The sequence below is a fragment of the Phreatobacter sp. genome (assembly GCF_016793595.1).
GTDB lineage: Bacteria > Pseudomonadota > Alphaproteobacteria > Rhizobiales > Phreatobacteraceae > Phreatobacter.
In genome coordinates, this window is sequence record NZ_JAEULY010000015.1 from 208,284 (window position 1) to 232,964 (window position 24,681).

General features: G+C 68.8%; 21 protein-coding genes and 1 riboswitch. Of the genes, 14 read left to right on the forward strand and 7 right to left on the reverse strand.

Features of this window, described 5'->3' with window-relative positions:
- Positions 1-4 precede the first annotated feature (4 nt).
- From JNK84_RS15970 to JNK84_RS15990, 5 genes are read right to left on the reverse strand one after another with little or no spacing between them, the layout of a single operon-like run.
- Complete coding sequence (locus tag JNK84_RS15970; protein ID WP_293425581.1) at positions 5-649, reverse strand: precorrin-8X methylmutase; 645 nt, start codon at positions 647-649, stop codon at positions 5-7.
- Positions 646-1,923, reverse strand: a complete 1,278-nt coding sequence (gene cobG / locus JNK84_RS15975) for a precorrin-3B synthase (RefSeq protein ID WP_293425583.1) — start codon at positions 1,921-1,923, stop codon at positions 646-648. The genes JNK84_RS15970 and cobG overlap by 4 nt, the downstream gene beginning before the upstream one ends.
- Positions 1,920-5,219 carry a cobaltochelatase subunit CobN gene (cobN, locus tag JNK84_RS15980; protein ID WP_293425585.1) on the reverse strand — a complete coding sequence of 1,100 codons (3,300 nt, stop codon included), beginning with the start codon at positions 5,217-5,219 and terminating at the stop codon, positions 1,920-1,922. The genes cobG and cobN overlap by 4 nt, the downstream gene beginning before the upstream one ends.
- 17 nt (positions 5,220-5,236) lie before the next feature.
- Positions 5,237-6,283, reverse strand: a complete 1,047-nt coding sequence (gene cobW / locus JNK84_RS15985; RefSeq protein ID WP_293425587.1) for a cobalamin biosynthesis protein CobW — start codon at positions 6,281-6,283, stop codon at positions 5,237-5,239.
- An 11-nt stretch (positions 6,284-6,294) separates the two neighbouring features.
- Complete coding sequence (locus JNK84_RS15990; RefSeq protein ID WP_293425589.1) at positions 6,295-6,714, reverse strand: DUF1636 domain-containing protein; 420 nt, start codon at positions 6,712-6,714, stop codon at positions 6,295-6,297.
- A 168-nt stretch (positions 6,715-6,882) separates the two neighbouring features.
- Positions 6,883-7,070, reverse strand: a riboswitch (cobalamin riboswitch).
- Positions 7,071-7,140: 70 nt separating this feature from the next.
- On the opposite strand from JNK84_RS15990, the gene cobU reads away from it, so the two are divergent.
- The 3 genes from cobU to JNK84_RS16005 are packed head-to-tail and all read left to right on the forward strand — an operon-like array spanning position 7,141 to position 9,721.
- Entirely contained in the window at positions 7,141-7,635 is a 495-nt protein-coding gene (gene cobU, locus JNK84_RS15995; RefSeq protein ID WP_293425923.1) for a bifunctional adenosylcobinamide kinase/adenosylcobinamide-phosphate guanylyltransferase, read from the forward strand.
- 7 nt (positions 7,636-7,642) lie between these two features.
- On the forward strand, positions 7,643-8,254 hold the full coding sequence (gene cobO, locus JNK84_RS16000) for a cob(I)yrinic acid a,c-diamide adenosyltransferase (RefSeq protein ID WP_293425590.1): 612 nt from the start codon (positions 7,643-7,645) through the stop codon (positions 8,252-8,254).
- Between the two features lie 3 nt (positions 8,255-8,257).
- Positions 8,258-9,721, forward strand: a complete 1,464-nt coding sequence (locus JNK84_RS16005; RefSeq protein WP_293425592.1) for a cobyric acid synthase — start codon at positions 8,258-8,260, stop codon at positions 9,719-9,721.
- Between the two features lie 66 nt (positions 9,722-9,787).
- Here the strand turns inward: JNK84_RS16005 and JNK84_RS16010 are convergent, their stop codons facing one another.
- Both JNK84_RS16010 and JNK84_RS16015 read right to left on the reverse strand, forming a co-directional pair.
- Entirely contained in the window at positions 9,788-11,218 is a 1,431-nt protein-coding gene (locus JNK84_RS16010) for an aldehyde dehydrogenase family protein (protein ID WP_293425594.1), read from the reverse strand.
- A gap of 212 nt (positions 11,219-11,430) precedes the next feature.
- Positions 11,431-12,525 carry a TRAP transporter substrate-binding protein gene (locus tag JNK84_RS16015; RefSeq protein WP_293425596.1) on the reverse strand — a complete coding sequence of 365 codons (1,095 nt, stop codon included), beginning with the start codon at positions 12,523-12,525 and terminating at the stop codon, positions 11,431-11,433.
- Between the two features lie 269 nt (positions 12,526-12,794).
- On the opposite strand from JNK84_RS16015, the gene JNK84_RS16020 reads away from it, so the two are divergent.
- The 11 genes from JNK84_RS16020 to JNK84_RS16070 all read left to right on the forward strand — a co-directional run bounded on the left by JNK84_RS16020 (position 12,795) and on the right by JNK84_RS16070 (position 24,680).
- The gene (locus JNK84_RS16020; RefSeq protein WP_293425598.1) at positions 12,795-13,586 is read left to right on the forward strand and encodes an AraC family transcriptional regulator; all 792 of its coding nucleotides are present in this window, start codon (positions 12,795-12,797) and stop codon (positions 13,584-13,586) included.
- A gap of 76 nt (positions 13,587-13,662) precedes the next feature.
- On the forward strand, positions 13,663-14,823 hold the full coding sequence (locus tag JNK84_RS16025) for an acyl-CoA dehydrogenase family protein (RefSeq protein WP_293425600.1): 1,161 nt from the start codon (positions 13,663-13,665) through the stop codon (positions 14,821-14,823).
- Positions 14,820-15,488 (forward strand): glutathione S-transferase family protein, encoded by a 669-nt coding sequence (locus JNK84_RS16030; protein ID WP_293425602.1) that lies wholly within the window; start codon positions 14,820-14,822, stop codon positions 15,486-15,488. The genes JNK84_RS16025 and JNK84_RS16030 overlap by 4 nt, the downstream gene beginning before the upstream one ends.
- Positions 15,489-15,582: 94 nt before the next feature.
- A complete protein-coding gene (locus tag JNK84_RS16035) occupies positions 15,583-17,205 on the forward strand; it encodes an acyl-CoA carboxylase subunit beta (RefSeq protein WP_293425604.1) in 1,623 nt (540 codons plus the stop codon).
- Between the two features lie 2 nt (positions 17,206-17,207).
- Entirely contained in the window at positions 17,208-19,187 is a 1,980-nt protein-coding gene (locus JNK84_RS16040) for an acetyl/propionyl/methylcrotonyl-CoA carboxylase subunit alpha (RefSeq protein WP_293425606.1), read from the forward strand.
- 13 nt (positions 19,188-19,200) lie between these two features.
- Entirely contained in the window at positions 19,201-19,971 is a 771-nt protein-coding gene (locus JNK84_RS16045; protein ID WP_293425608.1) for an enoyl-CoA hydratase/isomerase family protein, read from the forward strand.
- A gap of 188 nt (positions 19,972-20,159) precedes the next feature.
- Complete coding sequence (locus tag JNK84_RS16050; RefSeq protein WP_293425609.1) at positions 20,160-21,023, forward strand: 3-keto-5-aminohexanoate cleavage protein; 864 nt, start codon at positions 20,160-20,162, stop codon at positions 21,021-21,023.
- Positions 21,024-21,138: 115 nt separating this feature from the next.
- A complete protein-coding gene (locus JNK84_RS16055; protein WP_293425611.1) occupies positions 21,139-22,014 on the forward strand; it encodes a branched-chain amino acid ABC transporter permease in 876 nt (291 codons plus the stop codon).
- Between the two features lie 4 nt (positions 22,015-22,018).
- Complete coding sequence (locus JNK84_RS16060; protein WP_293425613.1) at positions 22,019-23,095, forward strand: branched-chain amino acid ABC transporter permease; 1,077 nt, start codon at positions 22,019-22,021, stop codon at positions 23,093-23,095.
- Positions 23,092-23,895 carry an ABC transporter ATP-binding protein gene (locus tag JNK84_RS16065; protein ID WP_293425615.1) on the forward strand — a complete coding sequence of 268 codons (804 nt, stop codon included), beginning with the start codon at positions 23,092-23,094 and terminating at the stop codon, positions 23,893-23,895. The genes JNK84_RS16060 and JNK84_RS16065 overlap by 4 nt, the downstream gene beginning before the upstream one ends.
- Positions 23,892-24,680, forward strand: a complete 789-nt coding sequence (locus tag JNK84_RS16070; protein WP_293425617.1) for an ABC transporter ATP-binding protein — start codon at positions 23,892-23,894, stop codon at positions 24,678-24,680. Before JNK84_RS16065 ends, JNK84_RS16070 begins: the two co-directional genes overlap by 4 nt.
- The last annotated feature ends 1 nt before the right edge of the window (position 24,681 follow it).

Genomic DNA, 24,681 nt, shown 5'->3' on the forward strand with positions numbered 1-24,681 from the left:
GCACTCACTCCTTCACGCTGGCGAGCGCGTTGACGGCGGCCGCAGCCATGGCCGAGCCGCCGCGCCGGCCATGAACGACGAGAAAGGGCACGCGCCCGTCCTTCGCCAGCGCCTCCTTCGATTCCGCCGCGCCGACGAAGCCGACGGGAATGCCTATGACGGCGGCCGGCCTCGGCGCGCCGTCGTCAAGCATGTCGAGCAGGCGGAACAGCGAGGTCGGCGCATTGCCGACAACGACGAGGCTGCCCGCAAGCCGCTCACGCCAGAGCTCCATGGCCGCCGCCGAGCGGGTTGTGCCCATGGCCTCCGCAAGGCCCGGCACGCGTGGATCGTCGAGGGTGCAGAGAACCTCGTTCGCGGCCGGAAGGCGCGCGCGGGTGATGCCGTAGGCGACCATCCTGGCGTCGCAGAGGATCGACGCGCCGGCGGCGAGCGCCGCCTCGGCCACGGCGGCGAAATCGGCAGACATCTCGACATCCGCCGGCAGGTCGGTCATGCCGCAGGCATGGATCATGCGCACCACGACCCGCTCGGCGGTTCCGCTGAATCGCGACAGGTCCGCCTCGGCGCGGATCATCGCGAAGGAGCGCGCGTAGATCGCCGCGCCGTCGCGCAGATAATCGGAGCGGGTGGCGGCGTCGGCGGTCATGGCGAGACGGTGTCCGGAACGGATGTGAAGGCGAGATCGCCGGGCGCGGCAAGCAGGCGGGCGAGGATGTCCGCGGCGAAGCGGCCATGGGCGGGATCGGAGGCTGTCCCGTCAAGCACCAATCCATAGCCGCCGCCCTGCCCGACCAGCGTCACGCCGGCCCGGCCGGGATGGGCGCAGCCCTTGGCGCAGCCGGAGACGTGAAGGGTCAGGCCGCCCGCGATGCGGCCGGCTGCGGCCATGGCGAGACGCGTGGCGTCGGCCTGCGCGGGAGCTTCCCCGCGTAGACATGCGGGCGCACCGGGACAGGCATGGACGGCGAGACGCGGGTCGGCGGGGTCGGCGATCAGCCCGATGCCGGCGAGCGCGGCCAGCGTCGCGGCGGGGTCGACAAGGCCGGTCAGCGACAAGCCACGCCACGGCGTCGTGCGGATGTCATGGGCGGCGTGGCTCCGCGCCACGGCCGCGACGGCATCCAGCTGCGCAGCATCGAGGCGGCCGAAAGGCGCGGCGGCCATCACCGCGAAGGCTCCGCCACGCTCGGGCACGATGCCGGCGCGCGGCGCGGCGGGGCGCCTGACGGGGGCGTCGACGGGATGCAGGCCGAGCGCTGCGGCCTCCGGCTCCAGCGCTTCGCCGGGCAGGTCCCGCAGGCGCCGAAAACGGCCCGGCTCGCGGCGGTGCGCCTCGGCCAGCGGCGCCAGCAGGGCCCGCACGGCGGCGGGCGCTTCGGCGGGGGCCACGCTGCCGATCCAGCGTCCATCCGGCAGCGCGATCACCAGCGCGCCCGCCGCATCCGCATGAAGGCGCAGATCCGCTGCGATATCCTCGAGCGGCAGACCGCCGCCATCGACCACGACCAGCGCCTTGGCCGGCAGGCCGGTCAGGTCCGCGCAGGCCGCCTCGATCCCTTCCGCGAGCCGCGCGGCATCGACGGCCTCACCCGCCTGGCGGCCGGCCAGCGGCGAGGCCAGAACCAGCCGCCGCGGCCCGTCGCCCTCGTCCGCATCCGCAAGGCCCGTGGCCAGAAGCTCCTCGACCAGCGGCCCATGCGTCTCCGGCCGCACGCCGCGAAGCTGCAGGTTGCCGCGCGCGGTGATGTCGATGAGGCCGCTGCCGTGGCGGCGCGCGAGATCGGCGATGCGGCGGAGGTCGTCCACCGAGAGCCTGCCGCCGCGCGGATGCAGACGCACCAGCCAGCCGTCGCCGGTTTCCATGGGACGCAGCGCGCCGGGGCACCAGCCGCGACGCAGGGCGGCGTTCGTCCGGATCATTCGGCAGCCTCGCGCGGCGAGATGGCCAATAGCGCGTCGATGGAATTGAGCCGGCTGATCCAGAGTTCGCGTCGCCGCGCCTCGGCGAAGCGCGCGCGGATGGCGTCCAGCGCCGGCCGGTTGGCCCGTTCGAGACGACCCGCGACCACGGCATCGCCCAGCCATGCCGTAAACAGCGTGTCGAAATGGCCCGACGGTACGGCGTCGGAGGTCGCCGCGAAGACGAACAGGCTGTCGAGCGCCTCCGCGAGTTCCGCCGCGCCGCGCCAGCCATGCCGCAGCTGCCCGTCGATCCAGCCGGGATTGGCAAGGCGGCCATGGACGACGCGCGAGATATCCTCGGCAAGCGTCCGGCCGCGCGGCTTTTCGGGATCGGAAGTGTCGAGACTGTATGCGCGCGGCGTAACGCCAAGGCTTGCCGCCGCCGCCGCGAAGCCGCCGATCAGATCGGCGCCCGACGACGCTTCGAGAATGTCGCGGCCAGCGGTGTCCGAGACATGGACGAAGGCCTCTGCGCCGCGGACGCGCGCGGCGAAGGCGTCGCTGCGGATGCCCTCGCCGCCCGCGCCTCCATAAGAATGGCTGGCAGAGGCGAGGTAGGTTGCTCCGAGGTCGGCGCGATCCCGCCAGTCCGTATCGAGCGCGGTCTTCGCCACGCCCGCGCCGAAGCGGCCGGGGGCCGCGCCGAAGATGCGGGCGCCATCCTCGCCGCGACGGCGGGCGGCGGCAGGCTCGTTGACGATATCGTCCTCGTCGAGAGCCGCGATGGCGCGCGCGCAGGAATCGAGCAGCGCGATCAGATCGGGGAAAGTGTCGCGAAACGCGCCGGATATGCGCAGCGTCACGTCGATGCGCGGATGGTCGAGCCGCGCCTGCGGCAAGATGGTGAAGCCGGTGACGCGGGTCGACGCCGCGTCCCAGGCCGGCACCGCGCCCATCAGCGCCATGGCGTGGGCGGCATCCTCGCCACCGGAGCGCAGCGTCGGCGAGGCCCAGAGATCCATCACGATACGGCGCGGCCAGTCGCCCTGGTCTTGCAGATGGCGATCCAGCACCGCACGGGCGGCGCGCGCGCCGAGCGCGGCGGCGGCGCGGGTCGGAATGGCGCGCGGATCGAGGGTAGCGAGATTGCGGCCGGTCGGCAGCACGTCGGCCCGGCCGCGATGGGGCGATCCAGAGGGGCCGGGCGCGACGAAGCGGCCGTCGAGGGCCGCCAGCAGCCCGGCGCGCTCGCCCGCCGACGAGACCTCGTCGCGCGCCACGCGCCCGAAGACATGCAGGCCGTCGCGGAACGGCAATTCCGCGAGATCACAGAGATGGGCGTCGAGCGCGGTGAGCGCATCGGCCATCGGCATGTCGCGGGTGACGCCGCAGGCCGATGCGAGGCCGTTCGCCTCGGCGCGGTCGCGGATGTCGCGGGCGACAAGGTCGGCGCGGCGCGGGTCGAGCACCTGCGCCGCAGAATATTCCTCGACCAGCTCACGCAGCAGCCCGGCCGCCGGCCCCGGCCCGGCCGTGGCGAGCGGCGGCGGCAGATGGCCGAGCGTGACGGCCGACAGCCGCCGCTTCGCGGGGCCAGCCTCGCCGGGATCGTCGACGATATAAGGATAGATCACCGGCACGCTGCCGACGACGAGGCGGGGCCAGCAGGACGCCGACAGCGCGACGGCCTTGCCCGGTAGCCATTCGGTCGTGCCGTGCGTGCCGAGATGGATCAGCGCGTCGATACCCTCGGCAGATCGCAAGGCCGCATAGAAGGCGAGATAGCCGTGCCCGGGCGGCACGTCGGGATCGTGATAGGCGGCCTTGCGGTCGGCGGATGGATCGCGCGCGGGCTGAAGCGCGACGATGAGGTTGCCGAGCCGCAAGACGCCGAAGCGGAACAGACCATCGCGGAAAGCGGGGTCGGCTTCAGGCGCGCCGTGCGCCTCCGTCAGGGCGCTCCGCGCTTCAAACGGCAGCGCGTCAAGGAAGATGCGATAGTCGGCAAGCGGCAGTTCGAGCGCCTCATGCCCACCCGCGAGCGCGGGCATGACGACATCCGGCGCGATCGGATCACCGACTGCATAGCCGGCTACATGAAGAATATCGCGGATGGATGCGACGCTCGCCGGCGTGTCGAGCCCGACCGCGAAGCCCACGCGGCCGCCGCGCGCGGGATAGTCGGTCAGCACCATGGCGACGCGCCGCTTGTCTCGCGGTTTCGCGGCGAGCGCCACCCAGCGCGCGGCCAGTGACGCGAGGTGATCGATGCCCTCGGGGTCGGGCACGAAAGAGCGTCCGGCGAAGCCGCCGGCATAGTCCTCGTCGGCCTTGAAGGCGACGGGAATGCCGCCGATGCGGCCGTCGAATTCCGGCAGCGCCATCTGCATCGCAAGGTCCGCCGCCGAGAGCCCGCGCGGCGAGGCTTCCCATGCATCGCGCGGACTGCCCACCGGCACGGCCTGCAGGATCGGGCAGTCGGCCGCATCCAGCACGAAGCCATCGCCGTCGCGCGCCGAGAAGGCGGTCGTCGTGACGATCACAGTCGGGCGGCGCGCCGCGATGAGTTCGGCCAGCGGCGCGGTGGCGGCAGGATCCTTGAGGCTGGTGAGCGCGATGACCAGCGGCGCGAGGCCGCGCTGAACCAAAGCTGCTTCCAGCGCAACCGAAAGGGCAGTGTCGCCGGCCGCGACGGCGGAGCGATAGATCAGCACGAGCGCGAGCGGGCGGTCCGGCGGCAGTCCATCGAGGACTGCGCGCGCATCCTGCGGAGCGCCGTTGGAGACGGCGAACAAGGTCGGCATGGGCACAGGCGGCGGCACGCACCGCGGCGCGCCCAGCGCCTGCCCTATTCGGGCAAGGAAGCCGTCCATATTGCCGAGCCCACCGCCCGCACGGAAATAAGCGAGGAGGGCATCCGCCAGATCGGGAGCAACGGTGCCATAGCCGGCGAGCCTGATGTCGTCGCGGTCGTCGCCCGGAAGCACCGCGAGCGGAATGCCGGCGGCGCGGCAGGCGGCGGAGAGTTGCTCGATGCCATAGCGCCAGTAGTCCAGCCCGCCGAGGCAGCGGACCACGACGAAGCGCGATCGCGCGACCGTCTTTTCGATCAGCAGGTCGACCGAGAGCGGGTGCCGCAGACGGCGCAGGCTTGCCAGCCGCACCTCGAGGCCACACCCGCGCGCGACGGCCGCCAGCGCCGACAGCTCGCTGTCCGAGAAGGACAGCACCACCACGTCGCCGGGCGGCAGGGCGAGGTCGACGGCGGCGTCGGCCTCGTCCAGCGTGACGGTCGTGGCGGGCAGGAGGTGCATCGGGCGACGCGTCTCCCTCAGCCGACGAGCGCGGCGGCAACCGCGTCGCGGTCGAAGCCCTTGAGGCCGATCACGACCAGCCGGCCGGCGCGGTCCTCGCCCGGTGTCCAGGCGCGGTCGTAATGGTGCGAGACGCGCCGGCCGACGCCCTGCACGACGAGGCGCATCGGCTTGTCGCCCACCGCCGAGAAGCCCTTCAGGCGCAGCACGCCGGCGGCTTCCGCCGCCTTGGCGACGCGCGCGGCAAGCTCCTCGGGAGCGGCCACCTTCGGCAGCGGGAAGGCCTCGCTGTCGAAATCGTCATGGTCGTGGTCTGCCTCGCTCTCGTGATGCGAGGGGCGCGCGGCGAGATCGGCCTCCGCCGCCGCGCCAAGGCCGATGACCAGAGCGGGTTCGACCGCGCCATGCGCCGTCTCGACGATCTTGATCGCCTTGGGCAGGTGCTGGTTGATCTCGTGCTTCACCCGGTTGCGGGTGTCGAGGTCGATGGCATCCGACTTGTTGAGCAGGATCAGGTCGGCGCAGAGGATCTGGTCCTCGAACACCTCCTCCAGCGGGTTGTCGTGATCGACCGCGACATCGTCGGCGCGCTGCGCGGCGAGCGCCTCCGGATCGTCGGCGAAGGTGCCATCGGCCACAGCCGGGCCGTCGACCACGGCGATGACGCCGTCGACCGTGACACGCGCGCGGATGGCCGGCCAGTTGAAGGCGCTGACCAGCGGCTTCGGCAAGGCGAGGCCGGAAGTCTCGATCAGGATATGCTCTGGCGGATTCGGCCGGTTCAGGAGCTTCTCCAGCGCCGGCACGAAGTCGTCGGCCACCGTGCAGCAGATGCAGCCGTTGGGCAGTTCGACGATGTCCTCCGCCGTGCAGCCCTCGATGCCGCAGCCGGCGATGAAGGAGCCGTCGAAGCCGAGATCGCCGAACTCGTTGACGAGCACGGCGATGCGCCGCCCGCCGGCATTCTGCAGCAGGTGACGGACGAGAGTGGTCTTCCCCGCGCCGAGGAAGCCGGTGACGATGGTGCAGGGAACTTTCGAAAGAGAGGTGCTTGCGGCGGTCATGGCGGTCTCGGTCAGCGAAGCGGGGGAATGCGGGCGACGACGCCCTTGCGGATGATGTCGGGGCGCTCGCGCCAGGTGACGATGCCGTCGCCGGTGGCGCGATACTGGCCGGCGAAGCCGATCAGCGTGGCTGCGGCCGTGTCGGGGTCGAGGTCGCCATAGACATAGGTCCAGCGGTCCGGCCCCGAGATAGCGACCGTGCAGGGCCGCTTGCAGACCGACAGGCATTCGACCGGCTCGACGGACAGGTGCGCGAGCGCGGGATCGGCGGCGATGGCATCCTCAAGCGCGGCATGGAGGCGCGCGCCCGGACGCGGCGCGTCGGGATCAGCGCCCGACGCGCGACAGGTGGTGCAGACCATCAGGCGGATCGCCCCGGGGGGTTCGGCGGTCGGCCCGGTGGCGGGAGCGGGTTGGGTGGCTGTCGTCATGGCGCGCGGCTCACCGCATCCGCCACGTGTGGGTCCGAGTGCCGCGCAAGCACGTCATGGGCCTTCTCCGTCGGTCACGGCCGGCGAGATGCCGGCGAAGCTCCCAAGGACGGAGCCGGGAATCACCCGGACACAGCCGCCAGCGGAACACCCCGTCCGATGGGCCCATGAGAAGCACTGTTGACGGCAGGTCTCCTGGCTCGCGGGTCTTCTCCGTGCGCCGCCTTCCCGGGTCTTGCCGCCCAGTGGCGTGTGGCGCGCGGATCACCGCTTACAGTTGCGGGGGCAGCCATGGTGTCTCACCATGTTCCCTTTTCACCGCCCTTGAAGGCGGCACCGTCGCCCGTAGGACTATCGGCCCGCGCCGGCATTTGCAATGGATGCCCTTCGACCGAAGCCGGACCAGACCCCTTGCCCCTTCCCCGCATGACCCTCGTCCTCGGCGGCGCGCGCTCCGGCAAGAGCCGCCACGCCGAAGCGCTGATCGAGGCCGAAACGGCCCCGTGGACCTATGTCGCGACGGCGCAGGGATGGGACGACGAGATGCGCGCGCGCATCGCCGAGCACAGGGCGCGGCGCAGCGACAGCTGGCGCACGGTGGACGCGCCGCTGGAGCTTGCCGCAACGATATCGGCCCATGGCAACACGCCCGTCCTGGTGGATTGCCTGACGCTCTGGCTGACCAATGTCATGCTGGCGGAACGTGACATGACCACTGAGCGCGCCGGTCTTGTCGATGCCTGCCGGCGCGCGGCCGGCCCGCTGGTGCTGGTGTCGAACGAGGTCGGCTTCGGCATCGTACCGGAGAACGCGCTGGCGCGCCGGTTCCGCGACGAGGCCGGGCGGCTGCATCAGGAGCTTGCGGCCATCGCGGACCGCGTGGTTCTGGTGGTCGCGGGAATCCCGATGCGGGTGAAGTGAGGCGGCGATGACGACGGAAACCGACGAGGCCGCGCGCCACAAGGCCAAGATGGAGAAGCGCAAGGCGGTGCAGGACGCCGAGGTCGCCTCGAAAACCCTCGAGAAGGGCCTGCTGATCGTCAATACGGGGCCGGGCAAGGGCAAGTCGACGGCGGCCTTCGGGCTGATCCTCAGGGCGCTCGGCCATGGCTGGCGCGTCGGCGTCGTGCAGTTCATCAAGGGCGCATGGGACACCGGCGAGCGACGCGCGCTGGAGGCTTTCGGCGAGCGCATCGCCTGGCATTCCATGGGCGAGGGTTTCACCTGGGAGACGCAGGACAAGGCCCGCGACATCGCCGCCGCCACGCGCGCCTTCGACAAGGCGAAGGAACTGATGGCCGACCCGACCATCGGCCTCCTCGTGCTGGACGAAATGAACATCGCGCTGCGCTACGACTACCTGCCGCTGGCGGAGGTCGTGGAGACGCTGAAGAACCGGCGAGACGGCCTGCATGTCGTCGTGACGGGGCGGAACGCCAAGCCGGAACTGATCGAGGCCGCCGACCTCGTCACCGAGATGGGGCAGGTGAAGCACCATTTCGCCGCCGGGGTGAAGGCGCAGAAGGGCATCGAGTTCTAGATCATGACGCGCCGCCTGATGATCCAGGGCACCGGCTCCGACGTCGGCAAGTCGCTGCTGGTGGCGGGGCTGGCGCGCCTGTTCGCGCGGCGCGGCCTGAAGGTCCGGCCGTTCAAGCCGCAGAACATGTCCAACAACGCGGCGGTGACCGCCGATGGCGGCGAGATCGGCCGGGCACAGGCGCTGCAGGCGCGCGCGGCGGGTATCGCGCCCAGCGTTCACATGAACCCGGTGCTCCTGAAGCCGCAGAGCGAGGTTGGCTCGCAGGTCATCGTGCAGGGCAAGCGGGTCGGCGCGGCGAAAGCGCGGGAATTTCAGGACTGGAAGCCGCGCCTCTTGGAAGCGGTGCTCGATTCCTACGCGCGCCTTTCGGCAGAAGCCGATCTGATGCTGGTCGAAGGCGCCGGCTCGGCCTCGGAGGTCAATCTGCGCGCGCGCGACATCGCCAATATGGGCTTTGCCGAAGCCGCGCGCGTGCCGGTCGTGCTCGTCGGCGACATCGACAGGGGCGGCGTGATTGCGAGCCTCGTCGGCACGAAGGCGGTGATTTCGCCGGAGGATGCGGCTTTGGTCCACGGCTTCATCGTCAACCGCTTCCGGGGTGATCCCGCGCTGTTCGCGGATGGCATGCATTTCGTTGCCGAACGCACCGGCTGGACCGCCATCGGACTTGTGCCGCATTTCCCCGACGCCGCGCGCCTGCCGGCCGAGGACATTCTCGGCCTCAGGGCCGGGTTCGGCGAAGCGCGCGCGGGGAGCCCGGTGATCGCCGTGCCGGTCATGCCGCGCATCGCCAATTTCGACGATCTCGACCCGCTCAAGGCCGAGGCCGGCGTGGAGGTGCGGCTCATCGAGGCCGGCCAGCCGCTTCCGGCCGAGGCGGCGCTGGTGCTGCTGCCGGGGTCGAAGACCACCATTGACGACCTTCTGTTCCTGCGTGAGCAGGGCTGGGACATCGACATCGCCGCTCATGTCAGGCGCGGCGGGCGGGTGCTCGGCATTTGCGGCGGCTACCAGATGCTTGGGCGGACCATCGCGGACCCCAACGGCATCGAGGGGGCAGCGCGCACGGTACCGGGCCTCGGCCTCATCGCCGCCGATACCGTGCTGACCGGCGACAAGAGCCTCGTCGCGGTGACGGGCACGGCCGGCGGCGCGGCCTTCTCCGGCTATGAGATGCATCTCGGCGTCACGACGGGCGAGGACTGTGCGCGGCCCTTCGCAATGCTGTCGGACGGACGAGGCGACGGCGCGGTCTCGGCGGATGGCCGGGTCGCGGGAACCTATGTCCACGGCCTGTTTGCAGATGACGGCATGCGCCGGGCGTTCCTGTCGGCACTGGGTGCGGAGACCAGCAACCTCGCCTATGAGGCCATGGTCGACGCGGTGCTTGACCGCTTCGCCGACCACCTCGCGGCTCATCTCGACATCGACAGGCTGTGGACCATCGCGGGCGAGACTGTCTGAGGCACCCCGAAACGAAACCGGGCGGCACGAGGCCGCCCGGAATCAGATACTCTCAGGGCGAAAGGCTCAGGCGGCGCCGTAGCCGACCGTGCCCTTGATCTCGAGGAATTCCTCGAGGCCGAAATCGGCATATTCGCGGCCGTTGCCGGACTGCTTGTAGCCGCCGAAGGGCGCGCCGCCGTCCCAGGCGGGATAGTTGATGTAGACGTTGCCCGACCGCATCTTCGAGGCGAGCTTGCGCGCCTTGTCGATGGAGCCCGACTGCACGTAGGAGGCAAGCCCGTAGGGCGTGTCGTTGGCGCGGTCGACGATCTCGTCCTCGCTCTTGTAGGGCAGGATCGACAGCACCGGCCCGAAGATTTCCTCGCGCGCGATGGTCATGTCGTCGGTGACGCCGGCGAAGACGGTCGGGCGCACGTAGTAGCCGCGGTTCAGCTCCTCCGGGCGGCCGGGACCGCCGGTGACGAGCTCCGCGCCTTCCTTGATCCCCGCCTCGATCAGCTTCTGGATCTTGTTGTACTGAATCTCGCTGACCACCGGACCCATCCAGGTGTCGTCGAGCGTCGGCGAACCGACCTTCAGCTTCTCGGCGGTCTCCTTGGCGACCTGCTTGGCTTCGTCGTGCCTGTCGGCCGGCACGAACATGCGGGTCGGAGCGTTACAGGACTGGCCGGAATTGCGCATCATGCCCTCGACGCCGAGCTTCACCGCCTTGGCGAGGTCGGCATCGGGCAGGATGATGTTGGCCGACTTGCCGCCGAGCTCCTGATGGACGCGCTTGACGGTATCGGCCGCCGCCTTGGCGACGAGGATGCCGGCGCGGGTCGAGCCGGTGAACGAGACCATGTCGACGCCGGGATGGCGGGCAATCGCCTCGCCCACGGTCGGCCCATCGCCGTTGACGAGGTTGAACACGCCCTTCGGCACGCCGGCGGCATGCATGACCTCGGCGAAGATGATGGCGTTGATCGGCGCCACTTCGGACGGCTTCAGGACCATGGTGCAGCCGGCGGCAAGCGCCGGGGCGACCTTGCACATGATCTGGTTGATCGGCCAGTTCCACGGCGTGATCATGCCGACGACGCCGATCGCCTCCTTGGCGATCAGGGTCGAGCCGCGCAATTCCTCGAACTCGAAGTTCTCGAGCGTCTCGATCATCTTGGCGAGATGGGCCGTGCCCATGCCGGCCTGCGCCGTGTGCGCGAGCTTCTTCGGTGCGCCCATCTCCTTCGACAGCGCATCGGCGATGTCGGCATAGCGCGCCTTGTAGGCCTCGGCGACCTTGCGCATCAGCGCGAGGCGCTCTTCCTTGGTGGTCTGCGAGAAGGTCTTGAAGGCTTCGCGCGCGGCCTTCACCGCCTTGTCCACGTCGGCCTCGGTGCCGAGCGCGATGGTGGCGAAAGCCTCCTCGGTGGACGGGTCGATCACGTCGATGGTCGCGCTGCCGGTCGGCGCAACCCACTCGCCGTTGATGTAGAATTTCAGGTTGTTCGACATCGCCTTCGTCCTCCAAACGCGCTTTATGGCCCCGATCATGCCGAATTCGGAGATGGGGCGCAGAACCTGCCACCATTCCGGGACAAAAAGCCAGAGCCGAGCCCCGTTTTTCCGGCAGGGCTCCCTTCCGCTGTCGCACCCCTTGCGGAGGCCCCAAAAGCAAAGGGCCGCGCTCGTCGCGCGGCCCTCCACCCGTGGAACTGAAGTTCCGATCAGCGCGTCGCGCGGGCGCGGGCGCGGATCATGAAGGCGTCGTAGGTGAACTCGGCGACCTGCCACCAGAGATACTGCTCGTTGCGGCTCGCCTGCATGGACTCGATGATCTTCTTGAAGTCGGCGTTCTTCGCGGAGATCTCGGCATAGAGCTCGTTGGTCGCGTTGAACGCGGCTTCCATCACCTCCTGCGGGAAGGGGCGGAGCTGCGTGCCGGCGGCCACCAGGCGGCGCAGGGCGGCCGGGTTCTGCAGGTCGTACTTGGCCGGCATGACCTGGTTGGCGCTGGCGCAGGCATTGGTCAGGGCCGCCTGATAGGTCTTCGGCAGGGCGTTCCACTTCTCCGAGTTGATGAAGGCGTGAACCGTCGGGCCACCCTCCCACCAGCCGGGATAGTAGTAGAACGGCGCGACCTTGTTGAAGCCGAGCTTCTCGTCGTCGTAGGGGCCGACCCACTCCGCCGCGTCGATCGTGCCCTTTTCCAGAGCCGGGTAGATGTCGCCGCCGGCGACCTGCTGCGGCACGACGCCGAGCTTCGCCATCACCTGGCCGGTGATGCCGGCGATGCGCATCTTCAGGCCGCTGAGATCGGCAACGGTCTTGATCTCCTTGCGGAACCAGCCGCCCATCTGGGCGCCCGTGTTGCCGGCCGGGATCGCGTGGATGTTGAACTTCTTGTAGAACTCGTTGAACAGCTCGTTGCCGCCGCCCTGGATCAGCCAGGCGTTCATCTGGCGGGCATTGAGGCCGAAGGGAACGGCCGTGCCGATCGCGAAGGTCGGGTCCTTGCCGACATAATAGTACGAGCAGGTGTGGCACATCTCGACGGTGGCATTCGACACCGCGTCGAGGGCCTGCAGGCCGGGAACGATCTCACCGGCGGCGAAGACCTGGATCTGGAACTTGTTGTCGGTCATCTCCGCGACCTGCTTGGAGATGGTGTCCGCGGCGCCGAAGATGGTGTCGAGCGACTTCGGGAAGGACGAGGTCAGGCGCCACTTCACCTCGGGCGCGGACTGGGCGACGGCCGGCGCGGCGACAGCGGCAGCAGCGAGGCCGGCGGTGGAAGCGGCCAGGAAATTGCGGCGTTTCATCGGGGCTCCTCCTCAGAAGCGAAAAGCCGGATTCCCGGCACAGTTCAGCGGAGGGGCCATAAGCCTGATGCCGGGGCAAATCAGCAATGCCCTGCCCGCATGGCTGCCACCCGTGTCAACTTTCGTCTAGTCGGGAGCCCCTTCGGATCGACGCCCGCCATACGGGCCTCCCGTGGCCGTTCGGCACGCTGGCGTGCAACGCGCCAACGCCTATAGTGGCGTGAAACGACAAGAAAAACGGCCGTCGAATGCGGCTTGGGGAGAACGCGATGGATGGGGCAGGCGCCTGTTCCGAACGGTTCATGCTGGTTGGCCCTGACCGCGTCTTCTACGCCGGGTTGCTCGGCCGGCCGCGACGCCGCACCCTCGGTTCCTTCGTCCTCTTCGCCTCGATGGAAGGCCGCCTGTGCCTGACGGTCTCCGGACAGCCGAGCCGATGGGTCGAGGCCGCGGTGCTGCCCGCCTATGCCGAGCATACGATCGAGAGCGAACACCCGCACGCCATCGGCATCCTGATCGAGCCGGAGACGGTGGACGCGGCGGCGCTCGCGCAATTGCAGGCCGAGGCCCTCGCGACCGACGAAGCCCGCCTCGCCGGCCGCATCCGCGACGCCTATGCGACGCTCCGCGCGACGCCCCTGAAGCACGAGATGACCACGGAGGCCTTCGACCGGGTGGCGCTCGGCGCGCCGCTCGCGCGCCGCGACATCGACCCGCGCATCGCCCGCGTCGTCGCCATGCTGCACGCCCGCCCCGGCGACGCGCTGACCGCCTCGGACTGCGCAGGGGAAGTGAACCTGTCGGTCTCGCGCTTCCTGCATCTGTTCAAGCAGGAGACGGGGTTCGCCTTCCGCGCCGTGCGGGCCTGGAAGCGGGCGCGGCACCTGCTCAACTACGCCAACGCCACGATCAACATGGCGCATCTCGCCCTCGATATCGGCTACCCGGACTCGACCCATTTCTCCCATTCGATCCGGCGCTTCTACGGGCTCCAGCCGCGCGCGATCTTCTCCGGCTCCCGGCGTCTCGAAATCTTCCGCAACGACCCCGCCGAGGCATGACCAGTTCACGCAAGAAGACGGGACCGCGTCGGCCCTAGCCTTGCCGGCAGGCCCCCATCACCAGACGGAATCCGCCATGCTGTTCACCGCCGAGCACGAGGAGGTCCGCCGGACGCTCCAGAAATTCATCGCCAGCGAGGTGAACCCGAACGTCGACGCCTGGGAGGAAGCCGGACGCTTCCCCGCGCACGACCTGTTCAAGAAGATGGGCGATCTCGGGCTTCTCGGCCTCAACAAGCCGGTCGAGTATGGCGGCATGGGGCTCGATTATTCCTACGCGATCCTGATGGCGGAGGAGCTCGGCGGCATCACCTGCGGCGGCGTGCCCATGGGCATCGGCGTGCAGACGGACATGGCGACGCCGGCGCTCGCCCGTTTCGGCTCGGACGAACTCAGGCGCGAGTTCCTCGCCCCCGCGATCAGCGGGGACTATGTCGCCTGCATCGGCGTCTCGGAGCCGGGCGCGGGCTCCGACGTCGCCTCGGTCAAGACGACCGCCCGCTCCGACGGGGACGACTACGTCATTTCCGGCGGCAAGATGTGGATCACCAACGGCGCGCAGGCCGACTGGATCTGCCTCCTCGCCAATACCGGCGAGGGCCCGGTCCATCGCAACAAGTCGCTGATCTGCGTGCCGATGAAGGAGAAGGGCGTCACCGTCGCGCGCACGCTCGACAAGCTCGGCATGCGCTCCTCGGACACCGCGCAGATCTTCTTCGACGAGGTGCGCGTGCCGAAGAAGAACCGCGTCGGCGAGGAGGGCAAGGGCTTCACCTACCAGATGATGCAGTTCCAGGAGGAGCGGCTGTGGGGGGCGGCGGCCAAGCTGAAGCCGGCCGAGCGGATCATCGACCAGACCATCGAGTATACGAGCGGCCGCAAGGCGTTCGGCCGCTCGATCCTGGACAATCAGGTGGTTCATTTCCGCCTTGCGGAACTCAAGACCGAAGTGGAGCTGCTGCGCTCCCTCGTCTATCGGGCCGCCGAGCAGCTTGTCGCGGGCGAGGACATGACCACGCTCGCCTCGATGGCGAAGCTCAAGGCCGGGCGGCTCGGCCGCGAGGTCGGCGACAGCTGCATGCAGTACTGGGGCGGCATGGGCTACATGAACGAGACGCCCGTCACCCGCTACTACCGCGACTCGCGCCTCACCTCGATCGCCGGCGGCGCCGACGAGGTGATGCTGTCCATCATCTCCAAGGCCATGGGCACGCTGCCCGGCATGAGCAACCGATGATCACCCTCTATCACTGCCTCTCCGCCCGCTCGTTCCGGCCACTCTGGCTGCTGGAGGAGATGCAGCTTCCCTACGATCTGAAGGTGCTGCCCTTCCCGCCGCGCGCCGCGGCGAAGGAGTATTTCGAGATCAACGTGCTCGGCACCGTGCCCTTCCTGATCGACGGCGAGACGCGCATGAGCGAGTCCGCCGCGATCTGCGAATACCTCACCATCAAGCACGGCCCGACGCCCCTTGCCGTCACGCCCGACGAGAAGGATTTCGGCCTCTGGCTCAACTGGCTGCATCATAGCGACGCGACGCTGACCTTCCCGCAGACGCTGGTGCTGCGCTATGCGCGCTTCGAGCCGCCGGAGCGCCGCCAGCCGCAGGTCGCCGAGGACTACGCCAAATGGTTCCTCGGCCGACTGCGCATGCTGGATGCCCACCTTCTCGCCAATGAATGGCTGGCGGCCGGTCGTTTCACGGCCGCCGACGTCACCATCGGCTATGCGCTGATGCTGGCCGAAGTGCTGGGCCTGTCGAAGGAGTTCCAGCCGCAGACGGCCGCCTACTGGGCGCGGCTGAAGGCGCGCGACGGCTTCAAGCGCGCGCTGGCCGCCCAGCAGAAGGCGGCTGATGCGCAGGGCATTCCGCCGATCTTCCCGACGGCCAAGGCGGGGTAGCCCGCCATCAGCCACTCCGCGCAAGACGGCGCGGCGGCCCGCCGACAGTCTCGCGGAACACCGGCGCAGTGTCGCCGCGAGAGCTTCTGAGACTATGGCCGTCATCGACACCCGCATCTCCGCCGCGAGCGAGGCCTTCCAGGCAAACCGCACGCATATGCTCGGCCTGCTGGAGAAGGTGCGCGGTCTGGAGGGCCGAGCCCGCGCCGCTTCCGCCGCCGCCGGGCCGCGCTTCCACGAGCGCGGCCAGCTGCTGCCGCGCGAGCGCATCGCCCTGCTGCTCGATCCCGGAGCGCCGTTCATCGAGCTTGCCACGCTGTCCGGCTACCAGATGGATACGAAAGACCCGGACAAGAGCGTGCCGGGCAGCGGCGTCATTTCCGGCATCGGTTTCGTCTCGGGCGTGCGCTGCTACGTCTCGGCCTCGGACGCCGGCATCGATGCCGGCGCGCTCCAGTCGATGGGCCTTGAGAAGAAGCTGCGCGGCCAGGAGATCGCGCTGGAGAACCGCCTGCCCTATATCCAGCTGGTCGAGAGCGCCGGCGCCAACCTCTTGCGCTACCGTGTCGAGCACTTCATTCACGGCGGCACGACCTTCCGCAATCTCGCGCGCCTTTCGGCCGCCGGCCTGCCGGTCATCACCGTGACGCATGGCTCCTCGACGGCTGGCGGCGCCTATCAGACCGGTCTCTCCGACTACATCGTCATGGTGCGCGGACGCACGCGCGCCTTCCTCGCTGGCCCGCCGCTGCTGAAGGCCGCGACAGGGGAGGTCGCAACCGAGGAAGAGCTCGGCGGCGCCGAGATGCACACGACCATTTCGGGCCTCGGCGACTACATGGCCGAGGACGACCGCGACGCGCTGCGCATAGCGCGCGAGATCGTCGCGGGGCTCGGCTGGGACAGGGACGTGCCGCCCTATCCGGCTCCCGATTTCGAGGAGCCGCGATATGACGCGGAAGACCTCCTCGGCATCATGCCGGCGGACCTGAAGCGGCCGGTCGACATGCGCGAGGTGATCGCCCGCATCGTCGATGGCTCCAACTTCCTCGCCTTTGGCGAAACCTACGGCCCGGCGACCGTCTGCGGCCATGCCGCCATCGAGGGCCACCCCGTCGGCATCATCACCAATAACGGTCCGCTCGACCCCGCCGGCGCCAACAAGGCGACGCACTTCATTCAGGCCTGCTGCCAGTCGAAGACGCCGATCATCTACCTCAACAACACGACCGGTTTCATGGTCGGCCGCGCCTATGAGGAAGCCGGCATGATCAAGCACGGCTCCAAGATGATCCAGGCGGTGACCAACGCCACCGTGCCGCAGATCACGCTCTATTGCGGGGCGTCCTACGGCGCGGGCAATTACGGCATGTGCGGACGCGGCTTCAATCCGCGCTTCTGCTTCTCCTGGCCGAATGCACGCACCGCCGTCATGGGCGCCGAACAGGCGTCCGAGACCATGGCCATCGTCGCGCGCGCCGGCGCCGCCCGGCGTGGCAGGCCAGCCGACGAGGAACAGATCGGCGCGATGAAGGCTCAGATCACCGAACTGTTCGAGAGCCAGATGGACGTGTTCACGACGTCGGCACGCCTGCTCGACGACGGCGTGATCGATCCGCGCGACACCCGCGCCGTGCTGGCCGAGACGCTCGCCGCCTGCCGCGAGGCGGAAAGGCGCAAGCCCGTGCCGATGCAGTTCTCGGTGGCGAGGCCGTGACCATGACCGCCACCAGGACGACCGCCACTCCCTTCCGCACCGTACTCGTCGCCAATCGCGGCGAGATCGCCCTGCGGGTCATGCGCACCGCCCGCCGCATGGGCTATGGCACGGTCGCCGTCCATTCCAGCGCCGACACGACCTCCGCCCATGTTCGCTTCGCCGACCGCGCGGTGCTGATCGGCGGCCCCTTGCCCGCCGAATCCTACCTCGACATCCCCGCCATCATCGACGCCGCCAAAGCTTCCGGCGCCGATGCTGTCCATCCCGGCTACGGCTTCCTCGCCGAAAACGCCGCCTTTGCGAATGCCTGCCGCGAGGCCGGGCTCGTCTTCATCGGCCCCTCGCCTGAATCCATCGAGGCCATGGGCGACAAGGCGCGCGCCAAGGCTTTCATGCAGGCGGCGGGCGTGCCGGTCGTGCCCGGCTATCAGGGCGACGACCAGAGCGAGGCGCGGTTCGCAGCCGAAGCCCAGACGATCGGCTTTCCCGTGATGATCAAGGCCGTGGCCGGCGGCGGCGGGCGCGGCATGCGCCTCGTGGCCGATGCGGCGAGCCTGCCGGCCCTGCTCGCGAGTGCGCAATCGGAGGCGAAGAACGCCTTCGCCGACGCGACCGTGCTGATCGAAAAGGCCGTCGTCTCGCCGCGCCATATCGAGATCCAGGTCTTCGGCGACTGCCACGGCAATGCGCTGCATCTCGGCGAGCGCGACTGCTCGGTCCAGCGCCGCCACCAGAAGCTGGTCGAGGAAGCACCCTCGCCCGCTGTCTCGGATGCACTGCGCGCGCGCATGGGCGAGGTCTCCGTCAAGGCGGTGCAGGCGCTCGGCTACGAGGGCGCCGGCACGCTCGAATTCCTGCTCGACCGCGACGGCGGCTTCTACTTCATGGAGATGAACACCCGCCTGCAGGTGGAGCATCCGGTGACGGAGGCGATTACCGGGCTCGATCTCGTGGAGTGGCAACTTCGCGTGGCCGCGGGCGAGGCCCTGCCGCTCGCCCAGCACGAACTGCGCTTCGCGGGCCACGCCATCGAGGTCCGGCTCTGCGCGGAGGACCCGGCCCACGACTTCATGCCGCAATCGGGCCGGTTCGGCGCATGGGCGATGCCGGAGATGCTGCGCGTCGAGACCGCCATGGCCGATGGCGCCGAGGTGCCGCCCTTCTACGATTCCATGGTCGCCAAGCTCATCGCGCACGGGCCGACGCGGGACGCGGCGCGGCTGATGCTCGCGGAAGGACTGGCCCGCGCCACCGCGCTCGGCGTCGCGACCAATCAAGGCTTCCTGAAGCGGGTGCTGGAACACGAGGCCTTCGCGGCCGGCGAGGCGACCACGGCCTTTGTCGGCGCGCATGGCGAGGCGCTCGCGTCGCGGCCATCGGCGATATTGCCCGATGCCGCGCTGGCGGCGCTCATCCTGTTCGTGGCCGACAGCGCGCCACGACACCGCGCCCGCGCGCGCCATGTCGGCCCGCCGCTGCCGGTGCCCATGCTCGTGGAGATCGGCGGGACAAAATCCGAAGTGGCGATCCACCGCGACCGGGACGGCGGCTATCGGATCGATGCCGGCGATCAGCGGACCACCGTCATCGTCGAAGCGATATCGGCGGCCGGCCTCAGGCTGCGCCTCGGCGCGCTGGCGCTGGACGTGCCGTTCCACCGCGTGGGAGCTGATCTCTTCATCCAGCGCGGTGCGGACCAGATCCACGTTCGCGACCTCACGCGCGCTGCGACCAAGCCGGCGGGGAGCGACGGCAGCGATGGCAGGCTTGTCGCGGCCATGAACGGCCGTATCGTCGCCGTCCACGCGGCTATTGGCGAGGACGTGGCGGCGGGCCAGCCGCTGGTGACGCTGGAGGCGATGAAGATGGAGCACGTGCACGCCGCCCCTGTCGCAGGCAGGCTGGTCGAGATCGCCGTCACGCCCGGCGAACAGGTCACAACCGGCCGTCTGATGGCCGCCATCGAGAAGACCGCCTGAGCGGAGACACGCCATGTCCGACGTCCTGACCGCCAAATCCGGCCACGTCCTGACCGTCACCATCAACCGGCCCGACAAGCGCAACGCCATGAACGCCGAGGTCATCGCCGGCATCGCGGCGGGCTGGCGGGCGGCGCACGAGGACAACGACATCCGCGTCATCGTGCTGACCGGCGCCGGAGACAAGGCCTTCTGCGCCGGCGCCGATCTCGGACGCGGACAGGGCGCGTTCCAGGACTTCTCCAAACCCAACAGCGATTATGCCGACCTCCTGCGCCTGACCCAGAACGCCACCAAACCGTCCATCGCCAGGGTCAACGGCACCTGCATGGCCGGCGGCATGGGGCTCCTGTGCATGACCGACATGGCGGTCGCCGCCGACAATGCCGTATTCGGCCTGCCGGAGGTGAAGGTCGGCGTCTTCCCGATGCAGGTGCTGAGCCTTCTCCAGCTCACCGTGCCGCGCCGTCTCGTCGCCGAGTGGTGCCTCACCGGCGAGCCCTTCACGGCCGAGGAAGCGAAGGCCGCCGGCCTGATCAACCACGTCGCGCCGGCGGGCGGGCTCGACGCCAAGGTCGACTGGCTGATCGGCCGCATCACCGACAAGTCGCCGGCCGCCATCCGGCGCGGCAAATATGCGATGCGCGCCATCCACGCCATGAGCTTCGACGAAGCCATCGCCTACACCGAGGGGCAGATCGCGCTGACCGCCGCGACCGAGGATGCGAAGGAGGGCATCGCGGCGTTCCAGGAAAAGCGCAAGCCGGTCTGGACTGGGCGGTAGCACGCAGTCGCACTCCCTCGCCGTCATGCCCGGGCTTGGCCTGGGCATCCACGAATTCTCATTGAGCGCGGTGTTCAGGTCGTGGATGGCCGGGACAAGCTCGGCCATGACGCGTCAGATCTAACGGCGTCGATACAGTAGCGGCTCAACGCAAGACGAACACCGGCGAGGCTGGAACGATCAGCCCCATGAGCGACAAGGTCATCATCACCTGCGCCCTCAACGGCGTCCTGACCGATCCGAAGCAGCACGCCGTGCCGGTGACGCCGGCCGAGATGGCGGCCGAGGCCAAACGCGCCTTCGAGGCGGGCGCGGCGATGATGCATATCCACCTGCGCCAGCAGGGCGAGGGCAAGGGCCACTTGCCCTCCTGGGACCCGGCCCTCTCGGCGGAGGTGCAGGCGGCGATCCGCGCGGCCTGCCCGGGCGTCATCATCAATCACACGTCCGGCGTGGTCGGTCCGAACTATCAGGGCGCGCTCGACTGCATCGCGCGGACGAAGCCGGAGGTCGCGGCCTGCAATGCCGGTTCGCTCAACTATCTCAAGGTGAAGTCGGACGGCTCGTGGGCCTGGCCGCCGCACCTGTTCGACAATCCGGTCGAGAAGGTGAAGGCCTATCTCGACGTGATGATCGCGTCCCGTTCGCTGCCCGAGTTCGAGTGCTTCGACACCGGCATCGTCCGCTGCGTCGAGATGTTCCGGCGCGCCGGGCTCTATGGCGGGCCGCTGCAGTACAACTTCGTCATGGGCGTCGAATCCGGCATGCCGGCGGACCCGGACCTGCTGCCGATCCTGCTGAAGCTGAAGGCCCCGGATTCCAACTGGCAGGTGACCGCCATCGGCCGCGCCAACATCTGGCCTCTGCACCGCCGTTGTGCTGAACTCGGCGGACATCTGAGGACCGGCCTCGAAGACACGTTCTACAAGGCCGACGGGGAGAAGGTGACCTCCAACGGGCAGTTGATCGCGGAGATCGCCGCGACGGCGCGAGCCGCCGGACGATCCATCGCCAGCCCCGCGGAGGCACGCGCGATCCTGAAGATCGCCTGACGCCTTTCTGAATTGCCTGCCTTTCGAAGTGCCTGCCTTTCGAAGTGCCTGCCGAGCCGGAATACCGGCCGACCAGAAAAGTGCCTTGGGGAATGCCGACAAGGGGAGACCCGGCTTGCAATTCATCCAGCTCGTCATCAGCGGGCTTGCGCAGGGCTGCATCTACGGCCTGATCGCGCTCGGATTCGTGCTGATCTACAAGGCGACAGAAACGGTCAATTTCGCACAGGGCGAGCTGTTGATGATCGGCGCCTTCGCCGGTCTCTTCGCCTCGACCGTGCTCGGCCTGCCCTATTGGCTGGCGCTGGTCGCGGCTATGATCGCCACCGCCATCGTCGGCTTCGGGCTGGAGCGCGTGGTGCTGCGCCCGATCCTCGGCCAGTCGGCGGTGTCCATCGTCATGGTCACCATCGGCATCGGCTACATGTCGCGCGGCCTCATCACCATGCTGCCGGTGGTCGGCACCGACACGCACACCCTGCCCGTGCCGTTCCGGGGTGAGGTGTTCCGCGTCGGCGGCCTCGTCATCTCGGCCGAGCACATCGTCATCATCGTCACGACCATCGTGCTCTGCGCGCTGCTGGCGGCGCTGTTCCGCTACACCAAGGTCGGCGTCGCGATGCAGGCCATGAGCCAGAACCAGCTCGCGGCCTATTACATGGGCATCCCCGTGAAGCGGCTCTCCAGCCTCGTCTGGGCCATCGCCGCCGCCGTCGCCGCAATCGCCGGCATCCTGCTCGCGCCGCTCACCTTCATCCACGCCAATATGGGCCTGATCGGCATCAAGGCCTTCCCGGCGGCCGTCATCGGCGGCTTCACCTCGCTGCCCGGCGCCATTGTCGGGGGCCTGATCATCGGCGTCGTCGAGCAGCTCGCCGGCTTCTACCTGATCGAGGGTTTCAAGGACGCGGCGCCCTTCATCGTCGTGCTGGCCATGCTGGTCTTCAAGCCGAACGGCCTGTTCGGCGAACGGCTTGCGAAGAAGGTGTGACGCCATGCGCTTCATCTTCAAGACCCGCTACGAGCAGGACATCAACCTCTTCCAGCATGGCGGCCAGGTCTTCTGGTACGCCGTCCTCGGCCTCGTCCTCATGGCCGCGCCCTTCGTCGTCTCGTCCTATGTGCTGACGCAGCTCAGCCAGATCTTCATCTATTCCATCGTCGCCTTCGGCCTGATGCTGCTCGCCGGCTTCACCGGCCAGCTGTCGCTCGGCCACGCCGCCTTCCTCGCCGTCGGCGCCTACACGGAAGCGGTTCTGGCGACAGCCGGCGTGCCGTTCCTCGTCTCGGTGCCGCTGTCCGGCCTGTTCGCCGCCATCGTCGGAATCATCGTCGGCCTGCCGGCGCTCAGGGTGAAGGGCCTCTATCTCGGCATCGCCACGCTCGCCTTCGGCACGATCATCGAGGAGATCATCGCGCGCGCCGAGCCGATCACCGGCGGCAATGCCGGCCTGATGGTGCCACCGATCAACCTGTTCGGCATGCGCTTCGCCGACGGCCCGGCCTTCTACTATCTCGCCTTCGCCTTCGCGGTGGCGGCGGGGCTGATCCTCATCAACCTCCTGCGCTCGCCGACGGGGCGCGCCTTCGTCGCCATCCGCGACTCCGAGATTTCCGCCCAGTCGATGGGCGTCAACCTCGCCGTCTACAAGACCATGTCCTTCGCCATCTCGGCGGCCTTCGCGGGGGTGGCGGGCGCGCTCTACGCCCACAACATCCGCTTCCTGTCGCCGGACCAGTTCACCGTCGTCCAGTCGATCGAACTGATCATGATGGTGGTGATCGGCGGGCTCGGCTCGATCCACGGCGCGGTCTATGGCGCGATCTTCCTCATCGCCCTGCCGCAGGCGATCAATGCGGTGAAGCCGTTCCTGCCGCTGTTCCTCTCCGAGGCGACCGGCCTGCAGCCGACCATATTCGGCCTCGTCCTCGTGCTGGTCGTGCTGTTCGAACCGCTCGGCATCTACGGCGCCTGGCTGAAGACGCGGACCTATTTCGACCTCTTCCCCTTCTACCGGCAGGGCATGTTCCGCCGGCAGAAGGCGTTCCAGAAATCGGACCGGCTGAAATGAGCGCGCCCTTCTTCCAGGCCGAAGGAATCTCCGTCCAGTTCGGCGGGCTGAAGGCCGTCGACGGCGTCAGCTTCACCGTCGACAAGGGCGAGGTCTTCACCATCATCGGACCGAACGGCGCCGGCAAGACGACGGTCTTCAACATCATCAGCCGCATCTACGACCCGAGCGCCGGCCGCGTGGTGCTGGAAGGCGAGGACATCACGGAGGTTCCCGCGCATCGCATCGCCAAACTTGGCATCGCCCGCACCTTCCAGAACATCGAGCTGTTCGAGCATGCGACCGTGCTGCAGAACCTGCTGATCGGCGCGCATGTCCATCGCGCGACGAACCCCGTCGCCGAGGCGCTGTTCCTGCCCTCGGTGAAGCGGGCCGAGGTCGCCTTGCGCGAGAAGGTGGAGGAGGTGATCGACCTGCTCGATCTCGCCGTCCACCGCGACTCCATGGTCGCCGGCCTGCCCTATGGCGCGCGCAAGGTCGTCGAGCTCGGCCGGGCCCTGTGCACGCGGCCGAAGCTGCTGCTGCTGGACGAGCCCTCCTCCGGCCTCAATGTCGAGGAAACCGAGGACATGGCCTTCTGGATCGAGGACATCACCAAGGATCTCGGCATCACCGTCATCATGGTCGAGCACGACATGACGCTGGTCTCGCGCGTCTCCGACCGGGTTCTGGCGATGAACCAGGGCCGCATCCTCGCCATGGGCGCGCCAGCCGAGGTGCAACGCCACCCCGCCGTGGTCGAAGCCTATATCGGCACGCCGGCCGGTCCCGGCATGGCGCCGCTGGAGAAGGCGTCATGAGCGAGCCGATGCCGAACGAGCCGATCCTGACGCTCGCCAATGTCGAGGCCGCCTACGGCGCGGTGAAGGCGATCCGCGGCGTGTCGCTCAAGGTTCCCAAGGGCGCCATCGTCACGGTGCTGGGCGCGAACGGCGCCGGTAAGACGACGATCCTCAAGACCATCTCGGGCATACTCGATCCGCAGAAGGGCTCGATCGCCTTCAAGGGCGAGGCCATCGAGCGGCGCGACCCCGCCGACATCGTTCGGCGCGGCATCAGCCAGGCGCCCGAAGGCCGCGAGGTCTTCCCGCTGCTGTCGGTGCGCAACAACCTGATGATGGGCGCCTATACGCGCTCGGATCGCGATCAGGTGGCGCGCGACATCGAGCTGGTCGAGAGCTATTTCCCGATCCTGAAGGAACGCGCGGATCAGGAAGCCGGCCTTCTCTCAGGCGGCCAGCAGCAGATGCTGTCGATCTCGCGCGCGCTGATGGCGAATCCCGATCTCCTGCTGCTCGATGAGCCCTCGCTCGGCCTGTCGCCGAAACTGACGCAGGAGATTTTCGCCATCGTCAGGCGGATCAACCGCGAGCGCGGCGTGACCATCCTCCTCGTCGAGCAGAACGCCGCGCTGGCGCTGGCGACGGCCGATATCGGCTACATTCTGGAGCTCGGCCGCATCGTCATGGAAGGCCCCGCCGCCGAACTCGCCGAGAAGGACGACGTGAAGGAGTTCTATCTCGGCCAGAAGGATGTCGGCGTGCGCGGCCAGCGGCGCTGGAAGAAGAAGAAGATGTGGAGGTGAT

Coding starts and splice junctions, on each gene's coding strand:
- JNK84_RS16035 (WP_293425604.1), top strand. CDS start 15,583: ATGGCCGTCATCGACACCCGCATCTCCGCCGCGAGCGAGGCCTTCCAG.
- cobO (WP_293425590.1), top strand. CDS start 7,643: ATGACGACGGAAACCGACGAGGCCGCGCGCCACAAGGCCAAGATGGAG.
- JNK84_RS16040 (WP_293425606.1), top strand. CDS start 17,208: ATGACCGCCACCAGGACGACCGCCACTCCCTTCCGCACCGTACTCGTC.
- JNK84_RS16005 (WP_293425592.1), top strand. CDS start 8,258: ATGACGCGCCGCCTGATGATCCAGGGCACCGGCTCCGACGTCGGCAAG.
- JNK84_RS16015 (WP_293425596.1), bottom strand. CDS start 12,525: ATGAAACGCCGCAATTTCCTGGCCGCTTCCACCGCCGGCCTCGCTGCT.
- JNK84_RS15970 (WP_293425581.1), bottom strand. CDS start 649: ATGACCGCCGACGCCGCCACCCGCTCCGATTATCTGCGCGACGGCGCG.
- cobG (WP_293425583.1), bottom strand. CDS start 1,923: ATGATCCGGACGAACGCCGCCCTGCGTCGCGGCTGGTGCCCCGGCGCG.
- JNK84_RS15990 (WP_293425589.1), bottom strand. CDS start 6,714: ATGACGACAGCCACCCAACCCGCTCCCGCCACCGGGCCGACCGCCGAA.
- JNK84_RS16065 (WP_293425615.1), top strand. CDS start 23,092: ATGAGCGCGCCCTTCTTCCAGGCCGAAGGAATCTCCGTCCAGTTCGGC.
- JNK84_RS16020 (WP_293425598.1), top strand. CDS start 12,795: ATGGATGGGGCAGGCGCCTGTTCCGAACGGTTCATGCTGGTTGGCCCT.
- JNK84_RS16045 (WP_293425608.1), top strand. CDS start 19,201: ATGTCCGACGTCCTGACCGCCAAATCCGGCCACGTCCTGACCGTCACC.
- JNK84_RS16060 (WP_293425613.1), top strand. CDS start 22,019: ATGCGCTTCATCTTCAAGACCCGCTACGAGCAGGACATCAACCTCTTC.
- cobW (WP_293425587.1), bottom strand. CDS start 6,283: ATGACCGCCGCAAGCACCTCTCTTTCGAAAGTTCCCTGCACCATCGTC.
- JNK84_RS16010 (WP_293425594.1), bottom strand. CDS start 11,218: ATGTCGAACAACCTGAAATTCTACATCAACGGCGAGTGGGTTGCGCCG.
- JNK84_RS16025 (WP_293425600.1), top strand. CDS start 13,663: ATGCTGTTCACCGCCGAGCACGAGGAGGTCCGCCGGACGCTCCAGAAA.
- JNK84_RS16050 (WP_293425609.1), top strand. CDS start 20,160: ATGAGCGACAAGGTCATCATCACCTGCGCCCTCAACGGCGTCCTGACC.
- JNK84_RS16070 (WP_293425617.1), top strand. CDS start 23,892: ATGAGCGAGCCGATGCCGAACGAGCCGATCCTGACGCTCGCCAATGTC.
- cobU (WP_293425923.1), top strand. CDS start 7,141: ATGACCCTCGTCCTCGGCGGCGCGCGCTCCGGCAAGAGCCGCCACGCC.
- JNK84_RS16030 (WP_293425602.1), top strand. CDS start 14,820: ATGATCACCCTCTATCACTGCCTCTCCGCCCGCTCGTTCCGGCCACTC.
- cobN (WP_293425585.1), bottom strand. CDS start 5,219: ATGCACCTCCTGCCCGCCACGACCGTCACGCTGGACGAGGCCGACGCC.